The sequence below is a fragment of the Bacteroidota bacterium genome (assembly GCA_017303905.1).
GTDB lineage: Bacteria > Bacteroidota > Bacteroidia > B-17B0 > Aurantibacillaceae > JAHEYG01.
Map to the genome: position 1 here is coordinate 429,630 of JAFLBH010000001.1, position 20,929 is coordinate 450,558.

The 20,929-nt window shown below is 37.5% G+C and carries 15 protein-coding genes; 6 read left to right on the forward strand and 9 right to left on the reverse strand.

From position 1 onward, the window contains the following. A complete protein-coding gene (murI, locus tag J0L69_01785) occupies window positions 1-834 on the reverse strand; it encodes a glutamate racemase (GenBank protein MBN8691892.1) in 834 nt (277 codons plus the stop codon). Continuing rightward, window positions 835-1,983 carry a porin gene (locus J0L69_01790; GenBank protein ID MBN8691893.1) on the reverse strand — a complete coding sequence of 383 codons (1,149 nt, stop codon included), beginning with the start codon at window positions 1,981-1,983 and terminating at the stop codon, window positions 835-837. It abuts the gene before it with no gap. A 55-nt stretch (window positions 1,984-2,038) separates the two neighbouring features. On the opposite strand from J0L69_01790, the gene J0L69_01795 reads away from it, so the two are divergent. Genes J0L69_01795 through J0L69_01805 form a run of 3 tightly spaced genes read left to right on the forward strand, consistent with a single transcriptional unit; the run spans window position 2,039 to window position 4,665 of the window. Continuing rightward, window positions 2,039-2,215 (forward strand): hypothetical protein, encoded by a 177-nt coding sequence (locus tag J0L69_01795; GenBank protein MBN8691894.1) that lies wholly within the window; start codon window positions 2,039-2,041, stop codon window positions 2,213-2,215. A 19-nt stretch (window positions 2,216-2,234) separates the two neighbouring features. Then, window positions 2,235-4,244 (forward strand): urocanate hydratase, encoded by a 2,010-nt coding sequence (locus J0L69_01800; GenBank protein ID MBN8691895.1) that lies wholly within the window; start codon window positions 2,235-2,237, stop codon window positions 4,242-4,244. Between the two features lie 55 nt (window positions 4,245-4,299). Beyond that, window positions 4,300-4,665 carry a hypothetical protein gene (locus J0L69_01805; GenBank protein MBN8691896.1) on the forward strand — a complete coding sequence of 122 codons (366 nt, stop codon included), beginning with the start codon at window positions 4,300-4,302 and terminating at the stop codon, window positions 4,663-4,665. Here the strand turns inward: J0L69_01805 and J0L69_01810 are convergent. Continuing rightward, window positions 4,662-6,941 (reverse strand): SpoIIE family protein phosphatase, encoded by a 2,280-nt coding sequence (locus J0L69_01810; GenBank protein ID MBN8691897.1) that lies wholly within the window; start codon window positions 6,939-6,941, stop codon window positions 4,662-4,664. The two genes, J0L69_01805 and J0L69_01810, sit on opposite strands and share 4 nt — an antisense overlap. A gap of 64 nt (window positions 6,942-7,005) precedes the next feature. Beyond that, a complete protein-coding gene (locus J0L69_01815) occupies window positions 7,006-7,908 on the reverse strand; it encodes a TPM domain-containing protein (protein MBN8691898.1) in 903 nt (300 codons plus the stop codon). Between the two features lie 36 nt (window positions 7,909-7,944). Between J0L69_01815 and J0L69_01820 the strand changes: the two genes are divergently transcribed. Next, on the forward strand, window positions 7,945-11,490 hold the full coding sequence (locus tag J0L69_01820; GenBank protein MBN8691899.1) for a caspase family protein: 3,546 nt from the start codon (window positions 7,945-7,947) through the stop codon (window positions 11,488-11,490). A gap of 94 nt (window positions 11,491-11,584) precedes the next feature. After that, on the forward strand, window positions 11,585-12,721 hold the full coding sequence (locus tag J0L69_01825) for a hypothetical protein (GenBank protein ID MBN8691900.1): 1,137 nt from the start codon (window positions 11,585-11,587) through the stop codon (window positions 12,719-12,721). Here the strand turns inward: J0L69_01825 and J0L69_01830 are convergent. After that, window positions 12,718-14,745, reverse strand: coding sequence for a TonB-dependent receptor (locus tag J0L69_01830; GenBank protein ID MBN8691901.1), 2,028 nt, complete (start codon window positions 14,743-14,745; stop codon window positions 12,718-12,720). The two genes, J0L69_01825 and J0L69_01830, sit on opposite strands and share 4 nt — an antisense overlap. A gap of 64 nt (window positions 14,746-14,809) precedes the next feature. On the opposite strand from J0L69_01830, the gene J0L69_01835 reads away from it, so the two are divergent. Continuing rightward, window positions 14,810-15,496 (forward strand): metal-dependent transcriptional regulator, encoded by a 687-nt coding sequence (locus J0L69_01835; GenBank protein MBN8691902.1) that lies wholly within the window; start codon window positions 14,810-14,812, stop codon window positions 15,494-15,496. On the opposite strand, the gene J0L69_01840 is transcribed toward J0L69_01835, so the two are convergent. From J0L69_01840 to J0L69_01855, 4 genes are all read right to left on the reverse strand, one after another. Continuing rightward, a complete protein-coding gene (locus tag J0L69_01840) occupies window positions 15,493-16,224 on the reverse strand; it encodes a DUF2490 domain-containing protein (GenBank protein ID MBN8691903.1) in 732 nt (243 codons plus the stop codon). The genes J0L69_01835 and J0L69_01840 overlap by 4 nt on opposite strands. Before the next feature lie 87 nt (window positions 16,225-16,311). Then, entirely contained in the window at window positions 16,312-18,522 is a 2,211-nt protein-coding gene (locus J0L69_01845) for a TonB-dependent receptor (protein MBN8691904.1), read from the reverse strand. After that, a complete protein-coding gene (locus J0L69_01850) occupies window positions 18,522-19,859 on the reverse strand; it encodes an HTTM domain-containing protein (GenBank protein ID MBN8691905.1) in 1,338 nt (445 codons plus the stop codon). The genes J0L69_01845 and J0L69_01850 overlap by 1 nt, the downstream gene beginning before the upstream one ends. After that, window positions 19,849-20,928: an imelysin family protein gene (locus J0L69_01855; GenBank protein MBN8691906.1), complete on the reverse strand. Its 1,080-nt coding sequence runs from the start codon at window positions 20,926-20,928 to the stop codon at window positions 19,849-19,851. The genes J0L69_01850 and J0L69_01855 overlap by 11 nt, the downstream gene beginning before the upstream one ends. Window position 20,929 lies beyond the last annotated feature (1 nt).

Sequence of the window (20,929 nt, forward strand, 5' to 3'; positions counted from 1 at the left end):
TTACAACTGCAAATGTTCTGATTTTATTTCCTTACCAAAAAAGCGTGAAGCCTGCTCGTCGAAATTATGCGGCATTTCGGTAGTAAAAAACTTTAAGCTCCCGCCCTTGCTGCATTTGGCATCCATTTCCGGGTGACGTTTTAAATAATCTGACAATCCTTTAGAAACAATTTCGCCCTGTGAAAGTATGGTGATGTGCTGAGGGAGATATTGTTTGATTTTATTCAACAGTAATGGATAATGTGTGCATCCTAAAATAACAGTATCGATTTTGTCGGATTGACGCAAAAGATTCTTAATGTGTTGCTCTACAAAATAATTAGAGCCTTCATTATTAAACTCGTTGTTCTCAATGAGCGGTACCCACATCGGACAAGCTTCCTGAAACACTTTAACCTCTGGGAAAAACTTTTCTATCTCTATGGGATAAGAATTAGAAGTGACTGTGCCTGTAGTTCCTAAAACTCCTACATGCTTGGTTTTGGAAAAATTTCCAACGACTTCGGTGGTTGGTCGTATAACGCCCAGCACCCTGCGGCTTGGATCAATATTCGGTAAATCCTTTTGCTGAATGTTACGAAGCGCCTTTGCCGAAGCTGTATTACAAGCCAAAATCACCAAATGACAACCCTTGGCAAATAAATGATTAACGCACTCCAAAGTATATTGATACACCGTTTCAAAACTACGCGTTCCGTATGGCGCGCGGGCATTGTCACCCAAGTATAAATAATCGTATTGCGGCAATTCCTTCACGATTTCCTTCATGACGGTTAATCCGCCATAACCCGAATCAAAAATGCCGATTGGTGAATATGTTTTGCTTGTACTCATTTAAAAAGAAACATCCAGACACAATATAAACTCGTAGCGCTGGTTAGTCTTGTATTTTTTTTCTTTAAAGATAGCATTTTCCGATTGCAAAATTCTTCCTTCTGCACTTAATGCTACATTAGAAAACGGTTTATACTCTACTCCCAAAGTGGTTCCCATTACATTGTCGCCAAATGAAATTGCCCCGGTCAGCGCTCTGTTTGGATCCGACAAATATTCTCCACGCAAATACAATGATGACTTTTTAATGTACTGATACTTCAACACCGCTAATCCACTATAAAACACAGCGTTCTTTGTCGTGTCCTTTAAATCAGAATTTTCTTGCCAGCCATAATTGGCCTCAAGAGCTACGCTTAACTTATTAAACTTCATGGTAGCATATAAATCATTGTAATATCGCCTTTGCTTTAAACTCACCGTATCAGGCGTTTCATCCCCTGTTACAAAATTATAAGTGATTGAAATTTTATCGTTGGGATCGTACACCGCTGAAAAACCAAATAACTTATCCTTATTATAATCTACTAAAGTGTTGAAGCTGTTAAACGCGTTCAATTGTAAGGAGAGTTTTGAGTTTAAAACATACGTTAATTTGGCGCCTGCAAAATAATACGGTTCGAAATTATCTACCAACGACATGCTAGTGGCAATGTTTTCGCGCGGCTGTGTGCTTTCAACACCAATATGCGATCGAAAAGCGCCCGCATCCAACCACAAGCCTTTCACAATCCGAAAACCCACATTCGCTTCTTGAATCATGTTTAGTTCTGAAGGCCATATGGCTTTGGGAATATCACCGAAGTGCAATCCAAAATTTCCTCTCACATTTTTACTGTTATACTTTAAGGAAATCAAGGCCATGTTCAATCCGAACTCTTTATTGCGTGGAGCTACCGCCGGTGCCTGAACCATTCCATTTATGTTTGTCTCATCAGAATAATACGCATAATAAGTTGAAACATACCCGCCAATTAAAAAGGCGGCCTCGTCTGTTGTCTTGCGAGATATTCCAATACCACCAAATAATGCCGTAGAGTCATGCTGTATGGTGAAAGGCTTTTTCTTTGAAAGTGTGTCTTGTGCGTTCGAATAAAACACGCTAAAAAGCAAACTAAAAAATAAAATGGAAAAAGTGCCTTTTTTCATTACAACAAAACTAAGAATTTCTTTCGGTTTAAGGCGGGTAATTGTATTTTTGCATATGTTTAACAAGCAACTCGACCCCGAAGATTATTACCTTAGTCCTGAAGGTTATATAGTTTTTACTGAGAAATATCATCTTAAACGGGGTTATTGTTGCAAAAGCGGATGTAAACATTGTCCGTATGGTTACAATAAAAAAACAGGAAAGTTTGATAAAGACAAATCGAAAGATTAAAACATTAAGATAAGCTGTCATGGACATAAAAGATTTTCAAAATTTGGTTTTAAGCGGAATTCCTTCAAAGCTTCCGAAAGCAAAACCATACGAAACAAACATCAATCACGCACCCAAGCGAAAAGACATTTTAACGAGTGAGGAAAAGAAATTAGCGGTACGCAACGCATTGCGTTATTTCGATGAAAAGCATCATGCACTATTAGCCAAAGAATTTGCTGAAGAATTAAAAACCTACGGACGAATTTATATGTATCGTTTTCGTCCGGATTATAAAATTTACGCGCGACCAATCAACGATTATCCGCACAAAAGTAAACAAGCTGCTGCTATCATGCACATGTTAAGCAACAACTTGGATTATGCCGTTGCACAACATCCGCACGAATTAATAACCTATGGAGGCAACGGTGCTGTGTTTCAGAATTGGGCACAATACCTGTTAACGATGCAATATCTGGCTACTATGACCGATGAACAAACCCTCGTGTTATATAGTGGTCACCCGATGGGATTGTTCCCTTCACATAAAGACGCGCCACGTGTTGTTGTTACAAATGGTATGATGATTCCTAATTACAGCAAACCTGATGATTGGGAAAAATTTAATGCGCTTGGTGTTACGCAATACGGACAAATGACGGCCGGTTCATTTATGTATATTGGTCCGCAAGGTATTGTACACGGAACAACAATTACCGTAATGAATGCCGCACGAAAAATTTCAAAATCTGAAGAAGACCGTAAAGGGAAGCTGTTTATTACTGCAGGACTTGGCGGAATGAGTGGCGCTCAACCAAAAGCAGCGCGCATTGCGGGATTGGTTTCAATCACTGCTGAAATAAATCCAAAGGCTACACACACACGTCATTCTCAGAAATGGGTTGACGAAGTGTTTGATGATTTGGATAAATTAATTCCCCGTGTTAAAAAAGCGGTTGAAGCAAAAGAAGCTGTTTCCATTGCTTACCAGGGGAATGTTGTTGATTTATGGGAGCGTATTGTTAAAGAAAACATCAAAGTTGATATCGGCTCCGATCAAACATCTTTGCATAATCCATGGGCAGGCGGTTATTATCCTGTAGGATTTTCATTGGAAGAAAGTAATAAAATGATGGCCGAAAATCCTGAACAATTTAAGAATGAAGTTCAGAAGACATTGGTGCGTCATATTAATGCTGTAAACACACTCACGGCAAAAGGCATGTATTTCTTCGATTACGGTAATGCCTTCTTGTTGGAAGTATCACGTGCCGGTGGAGATGTGTTTAAACCAAACAGCAAGGATTTCAAGTATAATTCATACGTGCAGGATATTTTAGGTCCGATGTGTTTTGATTATGGTTTCGGACCATTCCGTTGGGTTTGTACCAGTGCGAATGAAAATGATTTAAGAAAAACAGATGAGATCGCGCTTGCGGTTTTGGAAGACATGCATAAAAACGCGCCTGAAGAAATTAAACAACAGCTAAGCGATAATATCATTTGGATCCGTGATGCGATGAAAAATAATTTAGTAGTGGGATCACAGGCACGCATCTTGTATGCCGACAGTGAAGCGCGCGTTCGTATCGCAGAAGCTATGAATAAGGCGATTGCGGAAGGGAAAATTACAGCCCCTGTTGTTTTGGGTCGCGACCATCACGATGTAAGCGGAACAGACTCTCCTTACAGAGAAACATCAAATATTTATGATGGTTCTAAATTTACTGCCGACATGGCTGTACAAAATTTTGTGGGCGACGGATTCAGAGGGGCAACCTGGATTAGTTTACATAATGGCGGAGGTGTTGGTTGGGGAGAAGTAATTAATGGCGGATTTGGTTTAGTGTTAGATGGTAGCAGTGATGCCGACCGTAGGTTAAAACAAATGTTGTTTTGGGATGTAAACAATGGTATTGCCAGAAGAAGTTGGGCGCGAAACAAAGAAGCTTTGTTTGCGATTAAGCGCGAAATGCAACGCACACCGAATTTAAAGGTAACACTTCCTAATTTAGTAAATGATTCGCTACTTGACAGTTTGTTCTGATTAATTTAATTTATTCAAATTTTAGATGAAAAATGTTTTAGTGTTTTTTTGCTTTATGTGTTTAATAAAAATGAACGCTCAAACTTCATATAAATATTTCGACGGGAACAACAACACGTTTATTATTAACGATTCGCTTGTGAAATATGTTCCTGTAAAAGCGAAAGAAAGTTCCAGTGGGGTTTATTCGGGAGGTAAAGCCAAACAGGTGAAAATTAATAAAGAAAAGTTTCAGCGTTTAGAAAAGTTGTTTGCTGAGGCTTTTGAAAAAGAAAGTGAAAAACAAATAATTCGCGAAATGATGAGTGGCGCTCTAAGCGAATATTATACTAACAAACTGAAAAAGGAAGCCATACTAAAACCTAAATCAGAAATTAAAAAGAAAATTGAAGCTGAGCTTTCCACGATACTCAGTCACTAAATTCTTATACCAATTAAACAAACATCATCGACTTGCTCCAGATTACCGCGCCATTTTTCAAAAGCTTGATGTAAAATTTCCTTTTGTGCAGAAAGCGGCTGTTGCATGTTCGAAAGCAACAATTCGTTTAGCTGCTTGTATTTAAATTTCTTTCCTTTCGGACCACCAAACTGATCGGCATATCCGTCGGTATATAAATAAATCACATCCCCTTTTTGAACATCCAATTTTTGAACCGAAAAAGCATCGTCTCTTACCCCTTTTCCAATTGGCATTTTATCCGCCTTGTATTCTATAATTTCCTTTCCTCTAACTACCACCGGAGCGTTATGCGCTCCCGAAAATGTGAGTTCACGCGTTTTTAAATCCATTCTCAACAACACGCCATCCATACCGTCTTGTCTGCCCTCTTTCGAAATGTTTTTGATTAAGCGCTCACGTACATAATTCAAAATTTCATTCGTTTCTGTTATTTTCTTTTCAGTGATTGCCTCATTTAAAAATGAAATATTCAACAAACTCATAAACGCGCCGGGCACGCCATGTCCGGTACTATCACACACGGCCAGGTAAAAATAGTTTTCTGTTTTCGTCGCCCAATAAAAATCGCCGCTTACAATATCCTTTGGTTGGAAGAGCACGAAATAATCTTTCAAATACTTCTCCAGGAAACTGTCGTTCGCCAAAAGTGTATACTGAATTCGTTTTGCATAATTAATGCTATCAACAATTTCCTTTTGCTTTTCTTCCACCAAATGTTTTTGATGTGTTACTTCTGCGGTACGCTCCTTTACTTTGTCTTCCAAGCCATGTATTAATTCACTAATGGAAGCTTGCATCTTTCTGAATCCATCCGCCAAAATCCCAATCTCATCATTCCCTCTCGCCTCCAAGTGAACATCAAAATTTCCTTTGGCCAGTTCTTCCGCATCGTAAGTTAATTCTTTCAGTGGCTTTGTTATTTGTCGCGATACAACGAATGATAATACAATCAACAACACCAAGAGTCCAATAAATGCTTGAATGATATTATTACGCAATGCTCTTACATGCATGAAGGCCTCTTCTTCATCAATTTCGCTCATGATTACCCAATTCAAACCTAAAATGTTCAATGGCTTGAAGGCTGACAAAACAGAAACTCCTCTGTAATCATTAAATATTTTACTTCCTGTGTTTCCCTTTATGGCTTCTTCAGTTCCAACAGTTTTTACCTCTTGCAAACCTACCGTGTTGCCAAAAGCGTGAATACGATTTATGACTTTACTATCTGTTCCAATTTGTTGAAGCATTTTGAAATAATTCGTGCTGTCTTCAATCAAAAACCGAGACTGATTTCTTAACGTAAAATCCTGTCCTACTAAATAGGTTTCTCCTGTTCTGCCCAAACCCATATCTGACCACTTACGACCATTCGTCATAATGTCATCAATTTTCTCTATTGGCATTTGAAAAGCTATTACGCCGACCATCTTGTCGTTTTCGTAAACAGGACAAGCCATGAATGAAGCATGAGCATTATATGATGGCAAATACGGCGCAAAGTCTACCAAACTTACAGCGTCCTTTTCTTTAGCATGGCGTACTTCACGGAAACAATTTCCAAGATTTGTGGTGCTGAATGGTCCGTCGGTTAAAGAAGTAGCGAAATCACTTTCCTTGTAAACAGTGTATACAACATTTCCGCTTTCATTATCGATAAGGAAAATATCGTAGAAGCCAAAACGCTCACAAATACCTCTTAATACTTTATGATATTTTTTATGAAAAGTATTGTAAGAACAATTAAAGGGCATGGAGTCGGCATTTTGTTTTTGCTCGGTAGGAAATGGGTTTTGTACCATAAACCCATGCTGTAATAAAACAGAAGCCTTGTTGTCTGAAAATAATTGTGCAGCCGTTAGTTTTATATCCAGATTACTATTCAGGCGTTTCAGCGTAACTGTATCCAAATAAGTTAATACTTCCTTTTTATGCTGAGCTAATTGTTGATCATTAATGTTTAATTCCTCCGAAATGTTTTTGTACGCGGACTTAAAATTTTGAGCTGCCTCAACAATCATTGGGTTATGAGACAGAGAAACCAATTGGTTTTTTATTTGACTAAAATAATTGGTGATTTGTGTGGCTTTCATCTCGCGCACTGCAGTCAGACGCTTAAAGGATTCTTCTTCTAAAGATGTTTTGGCGCGGTAATAACTTATAATGCCAACCGTAAGCATTGACAAAAAAGCTATCGAAAAAAAAGTAAGAGTTAATTTAACGCCGATTTTCATACTCTAAAAAGCAATTTGAATATGCAGTAATTATTTGGATTAAGCAAGTTTATATTGCCTTCTGTTACCAGTCACTGCTGCTTCCGCCACCGCCGGAATCGCCACCGCCGCCGCCATCAAAACTCGACGAAGAATCGGAACTACTCCAGGAAGAAGAAGAGTCGGAGCTGCTCCATGATGAGGATGAATCGTATGTGCTGCCGCTATAAGAACCGCCGCTGGAAAAATTGATATTAGAGGTGGCAATGAACATAAAAAATAAAATGATAGCTCCGACACATGGAAATAAAGCTAAAATGATCGCAATCGTAATAAAGATCACCTTTGCCACATTGCCTGTTTGTTTTTTCTTCTTTTGCTTCTTAGAAAGCTTCTTTGGTCGTAAAACATTTCTAATATAAAGAACCAGAAAAATAAAATTAAACGCATAGCCCAACACCCAGCTCATCCAAGCCGGCCACGCCTCTTCCGAATTCACCGCCGTCTCTTCAGGCTTATATTCGTGTTTACTAAAGTAAATAAGTTGGTCAATCCCTGCATTGATGCCGGAGTAATAGTCCTTTTCTTTAAAATACGGACGCATGTACTCGTCTTGAATACGCTTCGTTAATAAATCCGGTAATACGCCTTCCATTCCGTATCCGGTTTGTATTCTAAATTTTCGGTCGTCAACAAAAACCGCTATAAGCACACCGTTGTTTTTACCCTCTTTGCCTATTTTCCAATTGTGAAATATTTCTTGTGAGAGAGTCTGTAAATCGGCGCCATTTAAACTGGCAGTGACGTATACAAATATCTGATTGCTCGTGCTGTCTTCAAATGCGCTCAACTTAGCATTCAACTCGCTTTGCTGTTCCGCGCTCATTACGCCGGCTTCATCTGTTACATAATTAGAGGGTTGAGCGGGATACTGTGCCCGTAAGAAAAAAGGAATAAATAAAAGTAAATAACAGATGCGTTTTAACATAGATTAAAGATAAAAATTATTTGATACTTTTACATTATGCGGAAATTATTCCTTTTACTTTTCCTAGTTCCTTTATTTACCTTTTCTCAATTAAAGGATATAAAAATTATAATTCCAAAGGATTTTGGCTACAGTTACTTCGATTTTGTTCAGTTTCTACCAGGAGAAAAGCATTTTGCGGTATGCTCCAACGCTCTTACAATATTTAATACGGAAACATCCGAGGTAATTGATGAAATTGATTTGCCCTATCTTGCCAAAAACTTATCTATCAATCCTGCCGGTGATTTACTGATGGTTTGCGCCAACAACGAACTCATCATTTTTTCGTTTAAAGAGCAAAAGCTTCAAACAATTTTCAAAACCAATAGTGCCGAATTAATAAAAGGACTTCCGAACAGCGATTACTATGGTGCCCTTCACATCAGTGGTTGTTTCTTTACAGGGAAAGGAAATCTAATTTATGTAAGTGTTGGCACCTTTACGCTTATCTACGATTTTGAAAATAAAAAAGCGATAAGCTCTCATGCGTTTCCTGTTGCCGATTATATGTATCATGCGGCGCCATATATTAAAGGAGAAGAAGCTATTTTGGCAAAATCATCCGGAACGGTAACGTCCATTATAAAACAATCATTAAGTAATTTAACCCAAACAACAACTGTTATTGAAGATATAGGCAGCGTCAGTAAATATAAAATCAGAGATTCCCTCTTGATGTGTACGACATCAGATAATTTTTTTGCGCTTAATTTAACGAACAATAAAATTGTTTATGAAGTTATGATGCCAAAAAAATACACGGCCTACTACAATACAACACAACAACAATATTTACGGAAGCCCAGGGCACTGAGCACTAATGTTGATGAAAAAACTCTGGCTGACGATTACATTTACGATATGGATCTATGGCCAGGCACCTCTCAGTTGGTTTGCCTTACCATGAAAGGCATCAAGTTTGTTGACATGCCGAAAAAAACACTAGTAAAAACAAGTGAAGGCATTTTTACCAATCTGAAGTTTTCTTCTGAAGGTCGTCGTCTTATAACTAACGGATTTACCTCTTACAAAGCATTGCGCGTGTACCGACCCGATAATATGCAAATCATTTCGGAGCGTGCCGCCATGGACAATCCTATTTACTTTGCGGATGTTAGTCCGAATAAACGTTGGCTATACACAAAAGGATTAAGCACCGCCTATCTCTGGGACTTAAACAATTTCAGTAAATATGCTGAGATAAAAGACATCAGTAACAACGACACATCATCGGTGTATAATTTGTTTTTCTTAAACGACTCGGAAATTGTTGTCAATTCAGGAAGGGCCTATCCAAATTTTAATCTCAACATCTACAATATTGCGAAGAAAAAATATACACGGACTATCAAAAAAAACATCACCGCTTCCACAAGCGGATTTAAAAACGGAGAATTCTATTATGCAGATTTTACCTCTTTGCACATTATTAATTTAAAAACAATGGCGGAAGAAAAGTATGAGGGAATGTTTTCACTGGCCGCCAACAATCTTTACAAAATCATTTCGTTTACAAAAGACTTGGTCTTCGTTCCCGGCGCAGGGAATTACAAAATCATTAATCGCAAAACAAAGGCTACTGAATTTGAAAGCCAGACCTGGTCGATGACGGCGCCGGTTATTATAAGTCCGGATAATAAATCCATTTATACCTCAGCCCAAATTAATAAAAAGAAAAACTTCAATGGTTACGAAAGCGAAGTGCCCACCAATGCTATTGTGAAAATAGACATGGTTAGTAAAAAAATCGTTCGTGACTACGCGGAGTCATATTATCCATATGATTTTCTTTTAAAAGAAGACGGTAAAAAAATTGGGATTTGGTATATCAAATACGACATTGCCAATTACAACAGTGAGTATAAAGAAACGGTTTACTCCGAATACGAAACCGAAAGCGGAAAAGAGCTGTTTACAAAAACGCTTGCGAAAACTCCTGACATTATTCCTTTTCATACTACGAGTGAAAGCGGAAAGTATTTTGCTTTGAGTGATGCTCTTGGTAAACAATTTAAAATTTATAACAGCAATGCCGAAGAGGTGTATGATTTAAGTGAAAGCAATATTTTAATGCCAAAATGCTTTTTTATTGAAGAACAAGATAAAGTAATTGTAACCGGAATGTCAACCTCCCTGGCAACATTCATTGATCTTAAAAACAAAAAAGTAATCGGACAAATTGCAAACGCATTAAATGATAATTACTTTATAATAACTCCGGAATTACACTACATGGGCTCTAAAGATTTTATTAAAAACATGCGCTTTAAATATAAAAGTGAAATGTTCAGCTTTGAACAGTTCGACGCTTACTTAAATCAACCGCATCAAGTACTTCGTTCCTTCGGATGCAACGACAGTGCTTTAATTAAGGCTTATGAAACAGCATATACCAAGCGCATGAAAGTTTTAGGGATTGCTCCCGGAAGTAAAATTAATTTCACCGCACATCCGGATTTTCAATACATAAATCTTAACGAAGAGAGTGCCGGTAAAATTAATTTTTCAGTGAGTTTAAACAAAGGGCAAGGCAAGTTGAAACAAATTACCGTACTCAATAATGGTACGCAGGTGTATACTGAAAGTATCAATGAGTCCTCGGCATCTCACTATGAAAAAACAATTTCATTAGAAACAGCCTCCGGCATCAATCGATTTGAATTTATTGCCCGCGATGAAAATGGATTGGAAAGTCCACGTACAGTAAGACTCTATAATAATACCAAAGAAGTGAAACCAAATCTTTACATGGTTGTGGTGGCTTCCGAAAAATTTAAGAATACCGATTTTGATTTGTCTTACGCCGTGAAAGATGCCAGCGATATGGCCAACATGATGAGTAATTCCAAGTCGTTTGGTAAAATAGAAATCAAAAAACTTTTTAATCAGTCTTTTACTACCGATTCTGTGAAGCAATTAAAAACATTTTTCGATAAAGCCAACATTAATGATGTGGTGATGGTGTTTTTTGCGGGACATGGTTATTTAGACGAAGATTTCAGCTATTACTTTCCTACTTATTATACTGACTTTTCTGATCCGAAAATTAATTCGGTTGCCTTCAAAGAATTTGAAAAACTGTTTACACAAATGAAGCCTATTCGTAAATTAATGTTTATTGATGCGTGCTTTAGTGGTGAGGTGGATGAAGATATTTATAATGAAGACGGTGGAGAACAAAAGAAAAATAAAGATGGTCGTGATGTTAGGATAGCAGGCAAAGCTTTTACGCAAACAACGGCCATGGAAATGTCGAAAGCCATTTTCTCTGATTTAAGGCAGAATTCCGGAGCAACCATTATTTCATCGGCAGGCGGAACAGAAGCGGCATTTGAAGGTGAGAAATGGAAAAATGGCTTGTTTACACATTGTGTACTAGAAGGCTTGAGTAATTTCAAAGCTGATAATAATCACGATAAAAAAATTACATTAAGTGAGTTACAGAAATTTGTGGCTGAGGAAGTAAACAATCTATCGGGCGGAAAACAAACCCCCACTTACCGTATGGAGAACACGGTTTTAGATTACCAGTTATGGTAAAATAAGTGCCACTTGTCTGATTTTGGTCATTTATTACATTTCTTAACAATTGCTTCGCTGCCTTTGTTATACTTTTACTCTATATTTTATTATTATGAAAAAGTTAATAATTGCTTTATTGTTTTTGTATGGTGGTGCTGTTGTGTCACAAAACAAACAAACCGGAGATTCACTGGGATTACCGGGAGATAACCTTAACTTATATTCAGTGTTAGATGTGTTTCGTGATTCGCCAACGCTTGAGGCTTTTGAAAAATCGTTGAACACCGAAAACAATAAGCTCAATAATCTCGATCTTAACAATGATGATAAAATCGATTATATTAAAGTATTAGACAGTAAAGATGGTGATTCTCATTTAATTACTTTACAAGTTGAAGTAAGCAAAACAGAAAAACAAGACGTTGCTGTCATAACGGTTGATAAAGACGCCAACGGAAAAACCAAAGTTCAGGTTGTAGGTGATCCTGAATTATATGGAAAAGATTATATCATTGAACCAAATGATGACACTGCCGGAAAAAAACAAACCGCCTCAACTTCTCCGAACAAATCAAACAAAACATCAGACACAACAGTTTCTGCTGATGGAAAAACAGTTATCATTAATAACACAACCAACAATTATTACAATTCGGATAACAGCAATCAGCCAACTGAAGATGTAAAACCTGTGCCCCCTGTTAATCAATGGGTCATTGTAAATTATATTTACTCTCCCGGTTATGTTGTGTATGCTTCGCCGTGGTATTGGGGATATTATCCGGGTTGGTGGAATCCGTGGAAACCTTTGTTTTGGCATCATTACTATTGGCATTATCATCACCATCATTTTTATCATCATCATTATTATTATCATCATGCGCCGTTTTTCTATTCTAAAACATATCCAAAGTATTATGCTGAACGACGTTCTGTTTCTGCAAACTATACGGAAAGAAAAAACACAGGAACTTTCAAGAAAACATATAGCCGTCCGGATTTAGGTAAACCTCCTGTTGGCCGACCAAATCCTGCATTTAGCAATGACAAACCCGGTAAAAATGTTGCGCCCGTAAAACCAATGAAACCCGGAAATGTGAGTCCGGTGAAGCCGGCTCCGAATAAACAACCTATGCAAATGCCAAAGTCAAATCCTAAACCTCCCGTGATTAAGAGTCCGCCTAAAGGAGGAGTTGCTCCTGCTCCACGTCCGTCAGGTGGAAATAGTGGCGGTGGAAGAAGGCATTAATTGATTGTTAAACGAAAGCCGATATAAAAACGCAAACCCTGTACGGGTGCGTAATTATACGTAGGATCGAAGGTATATCCGTTTGGATTTGTAACTACGTCGTTTGCTGTTTTATCAAAGGGATCGTGTGGCCTCATGATTGGATTTTCGGGAACGAAATTCAAAATGTTTTTTGCGCCGGCATATATTTCAAATTTATCCTTCACCGATTTTGATATTTGCGCGTTTAACAAACAAAACCAAGGAGAAAATTGCGGACGGTAATCATTCGGCAAAACAGGCAGGCGTTGCGGTCCGTACCAATTGCCTGTTAAATCAATTTTTATGTTTTGTGTAGGTATGTTATAACCAATAATGATGTTTCCGCTCCAGCGTGGCGATTGCAATTGCCAGGACGCCATTTCTTTTCCTGCTGAATCTTTGTTGATGTTTTGAACATCTGAATACGTTGCGCCAATATTAAACTTAAAATTTCCCGGACTAGCCAACGAAGCGTTTAAGGAGGCTCCCTGTGAATACGCGTAACCCGTTAGATTGTTGTAAATGACTTTATCCGGATCCAAATCATAATTAGCAACAATTTTATTGGTGAAGTAATAATAGAACACTGATGCGTCCCAAATAATCATTGAGCTTTTACTTGCTTTCATTTTGTAAATAAAATTAAGCGTGGCATTATACGATTGCTCGGGCTTTATTTTATCTATGAATTCTACTTTGCGCGCGCCTGTTAATGCTGCGTGATCTTCGGTAAACACATTTACAATTCTAAATCCGGTACCCGCATTTAAGCGAAAAATAAATTTATATGTCGGTGCCCACTTATACGCAACGCGCGGAGAGGGAATAAAATTATATACGTTGTTGTAGTCGCCCCTGAAGCCTAATAACAATTTATGTTTACTTAATGAATCAAGGGTGATTTCGTCTTGGAGAAATAAACCTGCTGTGTGCGATTGTTCGTTTACTTCTGTTATTGGTGTACTGTCATCATACCATAAATTTTTATAAGCTATCCCCACCAAAGCATCATGTCTCTTTTTTCTGCCTAGCGTTTTATTCCAGTAGGTTTGAGCAAATGCCGTTGACTGAAATGCCATAAAAGGCGTTGTTCCATAATAAGAATCCTGATCGTGAAAATTATATGAAAGTTGCGTCATGATTCTTTCTTGCGTAGGCCATTGGTATTTAGCAATTACTTCTGCTCGGTTGGTGAAAATACTTTCGCCGTAAACACTGTCGCCTCCTCTGAATTCTTTATCCCAATTAGTTTGTCCGCCCCAGCGGTCTTCATACACATACCGTGCGGCTATGCTTGCTTCACGATTTTCTTTCCTGCTAAAATTAATTTTATTAAATCCTGAGATGCGCTTTTGCAAGGTCACATCCGTAAACCCATCGTTGTTTATATCAGAAGGTGTATCATACCAATAAGCATTTGCGCCGATTAGCCAGTTCGCTTTTTTTCCTAATTTGAGTTTGGTGCTGATGTCTAAATTGTTTTCGAGATAAGAAGTTCCGAAATAGTCGGCATAAAACTTTGGTGCAAGGGATGCGTTTTTGGTAATTAAATTTATAGTTCCTCCCATCGCTTCAGAACCGTAAAGCGCGCCGGCCGGACCTTTTGCAATTTCCAATCTCTCAATCATACTTGCCGGAATTCCCATTAAACCATATACGGAGGAAAGTCCGCTTACTATAGGCATCCCATCAATTAAAATCAACGTATAGGGGCCCTCCATTCCGTTTATATGAATATCGCCGGTATTACACACATTACAATTAATTTGCGGTTTAACGCCATTAACCAAAGAAGTAGCTTCAAACAAATTAGGCGTGGCTGTTTTCTGGAAAAGTTTAGGAGTGATGATATCAATATTTACCGGGCTGTCGTCTTTACTAATTTCCTTTAGCGTTCCGGTAATTACAACCTCTTCTACAGAATTGCCTTCCAGTGTGTCTTTTAACTTCTGACCAAAAGACAAAAAAGGTAATAAAAGGAATATTAGTGCTCTTAAACTCACAATGCAAAAATACAAAGAACCTAATTTTATTATTAGGTATACCTAATTTTAGTATCTTTGTACTATGTTAAAGACATCCGACCAAAAATATTTACGGGCTATTTATGCCATTAGTCACACCGAAAAAAACAATAAAGTTAGCCTGAGTGATTTGGCTTATTATCTTGATTTAAAACCACCGACCGTTCTCGAAAGGCTTCTGGTTTTGGTAAAAGAAAAACTAATTACGTATAACAAGATTGAAGGCGCGCAACTAACGCGTAATGGTGAGAAAGAGGCATTAAGCGTCATCCGCAAACACCGGATTTGGGAAACCTTTTTGCACAAGGTGTGTAAGTTTGGCTGGAATGAGGTTCACGAAATGGCGGAGCAATTACAAAATGTGAATTCCGAAAAACTGATTGACAGAATTTACACGCTGAGCGGCGAGCCTAAGTTTGATCCGCACGGTGACCCCATTCCTGATAAAAGTGGAAAATTACCGGTGAGTGTTCGACGACCATTACTAAACAGTGTTGAGGGTTGTAAATGCACAGTGCTTGGTGTAAATGAAGACAGCGCGGAGTTCTTGAATTATTTAACTGATTTAAAAATCGGACTCAACGAAAAGTTAAGTGTCGAAAAAATATTTTTATTTGATGGCTCTGTAAAAGTAAAATATAAGAATGGTGAGAATGCCGTTCTTTCCTCAAAAGTCGCTGAAAAAATAATGGTGAGTTGTAACAAGCCCGGTTGTGCTTGCAAAAACTAGCCGGATTTCTTTTTAAAAGAAAGATTGTTAGTAATACTAACTTGTAAGGTGTGATTATTCTCTATTTTAATTCCGTCGCTCTTTATTATTGTCTGATACAGATAGCCCAATTCAACGCGTCCTACTACCGGCACTTTATATCCCAGTGCGAAATACGCGCGGTTCTGATCAAAAACATTCAGCCCCACGTTTTTACCAAAATTCACAAACAGTTCGTCGTAGGCACTAATATATATTGCGTGGTCAATAATTTCTTTTTTGTTTATTGGTAAGGAGAAGCGGGTAAGTAAGCGGAAGCGGTTTGTATATACCCCATCGCCTGTTTCAAATTTTCCGGTGTGAACATTAATCGTTGGCGCGTGTACATACCGTTGTTCGAGACGAAAGCGACTTATCATTTCTATTCTCTTTAACATCAACTTCGTCTGAAACTGTTGCCAAATTCTATGCTCAGGAAAAGTAATTGGGGAGGGCAACTCACCGTAAGGATATGTCTCTATGTACGCGTAGCCTAGTGTGAAAAAAGAATTTTGCCCTGTGTAAAAATTAATTCCGCCACGTAATAATAATTGTTGCGGCTCTAAAACAATATTATGTCGGCGCCACTGAACCTCAGCATGAAGGCCGATATGTTTTGAGAACGCATGGTTGCCAAAATACATGAACCATCCATTGTTATGATAATAATGTTGCTTGTTGTTTTGAGAAAACTGAATTTGTGGTAACAAAAACAGTATAATTATATATAGACGCAGAGTAAACATTCTGCGCAAAAATACAGAATGCTTTTGTTAGCGAGCCTTATTTAACAAAGATTAGAATTTGAATTGTAGAGTACAATACGCGTTTATTGGGTCGCCCGGTATTATTCCCGGTCCGGGGTATCCTTCCGCCCTTCGTGAAAAATAGACTGAATTTCCTACGTTATTGATACCTGCAAAAACTCCCCAGTTTTTTTGGCTATAGCCCGCAGAAAAATCAAGCACATTATATGCGGGAATAATCCCGTAAATTCCGGAAGCAGAAGCCATAGAGTTTGTTGCTTCTGAAAATTGTTGCGAAGTATACGCGTTTAATATTGTTGCGCTAAATTTTTTATACGCATAAGTCAGTCCCGCTCTAATAATAATATCGGGTACATACTCTACTTTTTTATTTAAATACGCTGTTTGCTCACTATTTATATAGGTAGCCGTTGTGTATGCCGCGTTGATAAATGTTGTAAGTTTATGTTTGCTGTTACGATTGATTAATTTTATCCAATCTACTTCCGCGAATAATTCAACCCCAATATTACGACTATCGCTTACATTTGTTCTATAGCGAACCACCGTGTAATTTATAGAATCAACGCCAAGTACCGTACCAATACGATCTTTATACTCCAAACAAAAAACACTTAAGTCAAAATACAATATATTTTTAATTGCACCCCGAAAACCCGCATCGGCCGTAAACCCTTTTTCGTCTTTTAAGTTTGGATCCACTTGAAAATTTGGGTTTGCAACACGCATATCATTAAAGTTTATAGATCGATAGTTCTGACTAAAATTAGCATAGAGGTCAATTCCGCTATTCAGCTTTAATTGTGTTCCTATTCCTAATAATACAAAATGTCGTGAATTGCTTCTGTTGTCTGTTACTTTCATATCCAACAAAACATTGCCTGCTAAATCTTTATTGAGTAAACGATAATATCCCTCGGAAGCAGTGTTAATACTTTCATATCGTATTCCGGGAGTTATGTTCCACTTTGGGGTTAACTGAAAAACATTCTCTGCAAAAAAAGCGTAATTAGACGAGGGAAAAACATAGGAAGAATTTTCTAAATTATCCGGATTTAAAAAGTAAAAATCCGGTGTATTATTTTTGTTTGCGTCACCTTGCTTTCTTACGGTATTTCCACTATAGTATCTTGCGCCAATTAATAAGTGAGAGTTATTTCCTAAAGTTAAATAGCGATGTAATACCCTAAGCTCTGCACCAAAATTTTGATATGTGTCGCTTAATAAAGTCCTGTTGGTGGTTGTATCGTCGTTTCTGTCAGCTCGCCCTAAGAACCCCAAAGCATCTCGTCCCGCCGATAAACCAAAAACCATTAGGTTTACTCGGGTGAAATCTGTTATTCTATAGTCGGCAGTCAGTGATGCAAGATTCCACTTAACAGAAAACCAATTTCGTTGTCGCGTTACGGTTGAAGGATCTTTCTCAAATTGCTTGTCTGTTAATCCACCGGGCTGCTGACTTAAAAGATTTAAAAAAGTATACTCCGTCTTAATAAAAAAACGCTCGTTAACTTTAAATTTCAATGCGCCAAAAGCATTATGGCTATTTACAGTAGAGCGTGAACGCCATCCGTCATAATGTTTATACTGATAAAACCCATTATAGGAAACTTTTGAAACCGTTCCTGATAATTGATTAAACGAATTTAAAAATCCGTAAGTCCCTCCCGTTTGACGAAAATTTCCAGAAATTTTTTTTGCTTCAGGAGCTTCCCTAAATCTATAGTTAATCATGCCGCCGAACTGCGTTCCGTATTGCAAACTCGCGGCTCCTCTTAATATTTCAATTCGTTCAATCGCTTCTGTTGGGGGTGTATAATAACTTTCAGGATACCCCAACGCGTCGGCAGAGATATCGTATCCATTTTGACGAGTGTTAAAGTTTGAAATACGATTAGGATTTAATCCGCGGCCGCCAATTCCGATGGTGGTTCCCGAACCATCGTTCTCAAAAATATTAATTCCGGCCACCTTAGAAAAAACCTGACGGCTATTGTTAGCGGCTAAATTTGCATTTAAATCTTCGAGGTAGACGGCTTCCGTTTTTTTTCCCGCATAAACAGATGTTCCTTCTATGTTATTTAAACGAGATATTCCGAAAGAATTATCCTTTTGGGCATTGACTTCAATTTCATTCAGGTTAATTTGCTTTTTTGACTGAGCAGAATCAGCCATTAAAGAATCGTTTTGAGAAAACACAAATGAACAAATAAAAAGAAATATGAAAATTAACTTGTACATCAGTAACTTTTAACCCATGATTTATTTTTTAAAAAAGAATTACTCTGCGAACTTAGGTCAATAGTTGAATTAATAAACTCTCTTGAACCGGAACCATTTAGAGTAACATAACTTTGGGCACGCACGGTGGGGTTTGTAAATCCCATTTTTTTATATTCTTCTTTTAAGAATTTTGCATAGTCAACCATCATGTCAGGTTGGGTTGCCATCATTTTCTCTTGCAAAAAAGTCAGATACTTTTTATTATCTACTTCCGATTCTCTTCCAGATTTTTCATCTTTAACGAAAAAGAAAGCTGTCCCCGCTTTTTCCATCAGCATAACGCGCCACGAAAAACGATAACCCTGTTCTGTCCAAAATAATTTTCCGGGATAGAGAGCATAACGAAATGGTACTACAAACTGAATAACAAAATACAGCATAAAAAAATTCAGCAAGTGCGGATTTAATGGTGTGTAGGCTGTGTTTGTGCTATTTGGTTTGTATCCTGTAATTTTTATTAATGAATTTATAATCTTTTCGTGAAACTCTTCTTTAAAGAAAACAATGGTAATTGTCATCATAATATATGGAAACATGCCGATGTTAAAAAACAGAGCTGTTGCCGCATGAAAAATTATTACAAATACATAGGCTATGTTAACGGTGCGGCGATTAAAAAGAAAAAAACCAATCGATAAGTCGTATATACAACCAAACCAACAAAACAAGTACGCTACCCATTCCTTCTCCATGAATGATCCTATTACTGGATAATGGGAAAAAGCAGGCAACCAGATTTTCAAAGGTTGAGCTTCAAACAACCAATCGTAATTTAATTTGGCAATGCCTGCAAAAAAATATACGACAAACATCTGTAGTTGTAATAACAACAAATAAAATGCCGGTGCGGATGTAGAGTCCTGCTTTTTCAAACGAATATTGTCGATAGAAAAACTTTTATGCGCAGGAATAAAAATCAGAAGAAATGAAACGAGACTGATAAAATAATAATGATTGAGATAATTTGTTTTATCTATAAGTTCAACATAGGTGAAAAGCAGAAAAAACAAAACAGCTGATAAACGATAAAACGCGCCAAGTATAATTCCAACACATGCCACTAACATTAATCCAAAAACAATATACATGCCTTCGGGCGACAAAGGCTTAACCCATTCAAATCCGTAAAAAGGAAAATAAACTTTCGGCATGATGTACATGCTATGTACCCATCCTTTATAAATAAATCGGGTTATTGATGCTAGCATTAAAACCCCAAAAGCTATTCGGAAAACAACTAAGGGGGCTATGCTTTTTTCATTTAATAAGTATTTCTTTAAAGACTTAATCTCCATCACCGTCCTGATAGGTAATAATGACGCCCAGGCTCGAAGGCATATCTGTTTTTAATAAAACCAATAATTTTACAAGTTCAATATAAGCGGCATCAACTACAGCTGCATTTGATGTGACCTGAGCCGATAATGGATTTGGAACGGCTTTTAATTTGGCTTTAGCAACATTAAATTGTGCAATGATTGCATCGTTTAACAATCCTCCATTATAGGGAGCTTCCAAATGAATCAAATAATCGTCAAACCCGGTAGTGCTTTTTCCTGTATACACATCTTCAATTATTCTCAATGTTTCGTACGCATAATCGAGTGATTGCGCGCCATAAAAAGCTTCGCACTTTTCAGGTAAAGGAATTCCAAGTGATTTTTTTCCCAAGGGAATACCCACTTTTGAGTTTTTTAAATAATCTAACTCATAGTTCAATTGATTAACAAGGAAGCCAATAGAACTACCAACATCCGTGCTTAGCGAATTTATGAACGTGTTTTTATAAGACGTGTTCCAATCGTTGATAATTAAATTCAATTTAGATGACATATCATTTAACACATCCGTTACATATTGCTTACGATTAACGGATGTTGTAAATGAAGCAACGATGTCTGTTTCTGTTTTCATATAACCGTAAAACAAATAATCTAACGCAGGTAACCCTTTTGCATCGAGATTCGAGGCGGCGTCCAAACTATATGTTCCTGCGGCAATGTTGTTTTTGATTTGTGTTGTGTCGGTTGGAAAAACATTAAAGTTCATTCTCACAATTACGTTTTCTGCAGGGCCGAATTCAAACAAACTAATACGTTGATATCGCATACACGCCACATGAAACTTTTGTTTTACGATTTGGAAATCGCTTTGCTGTTCGCTTGTTTTAAAAGTATTATATGTTAAAACCAAGCTATCGAGTGAGGTCTTAAAATCAGAATAGGCCGGCAATATTACATTGTCGGCCATATTCACTAAGAGCGCTTGTTTATCAAAAGGCGGTTTATCTTCTTCGGTCTTTTCCTTTTTTTTGCAAGAGAAAAACAAAAGGATTAACGCCGGTAAAATTATTTTAATTTTCATT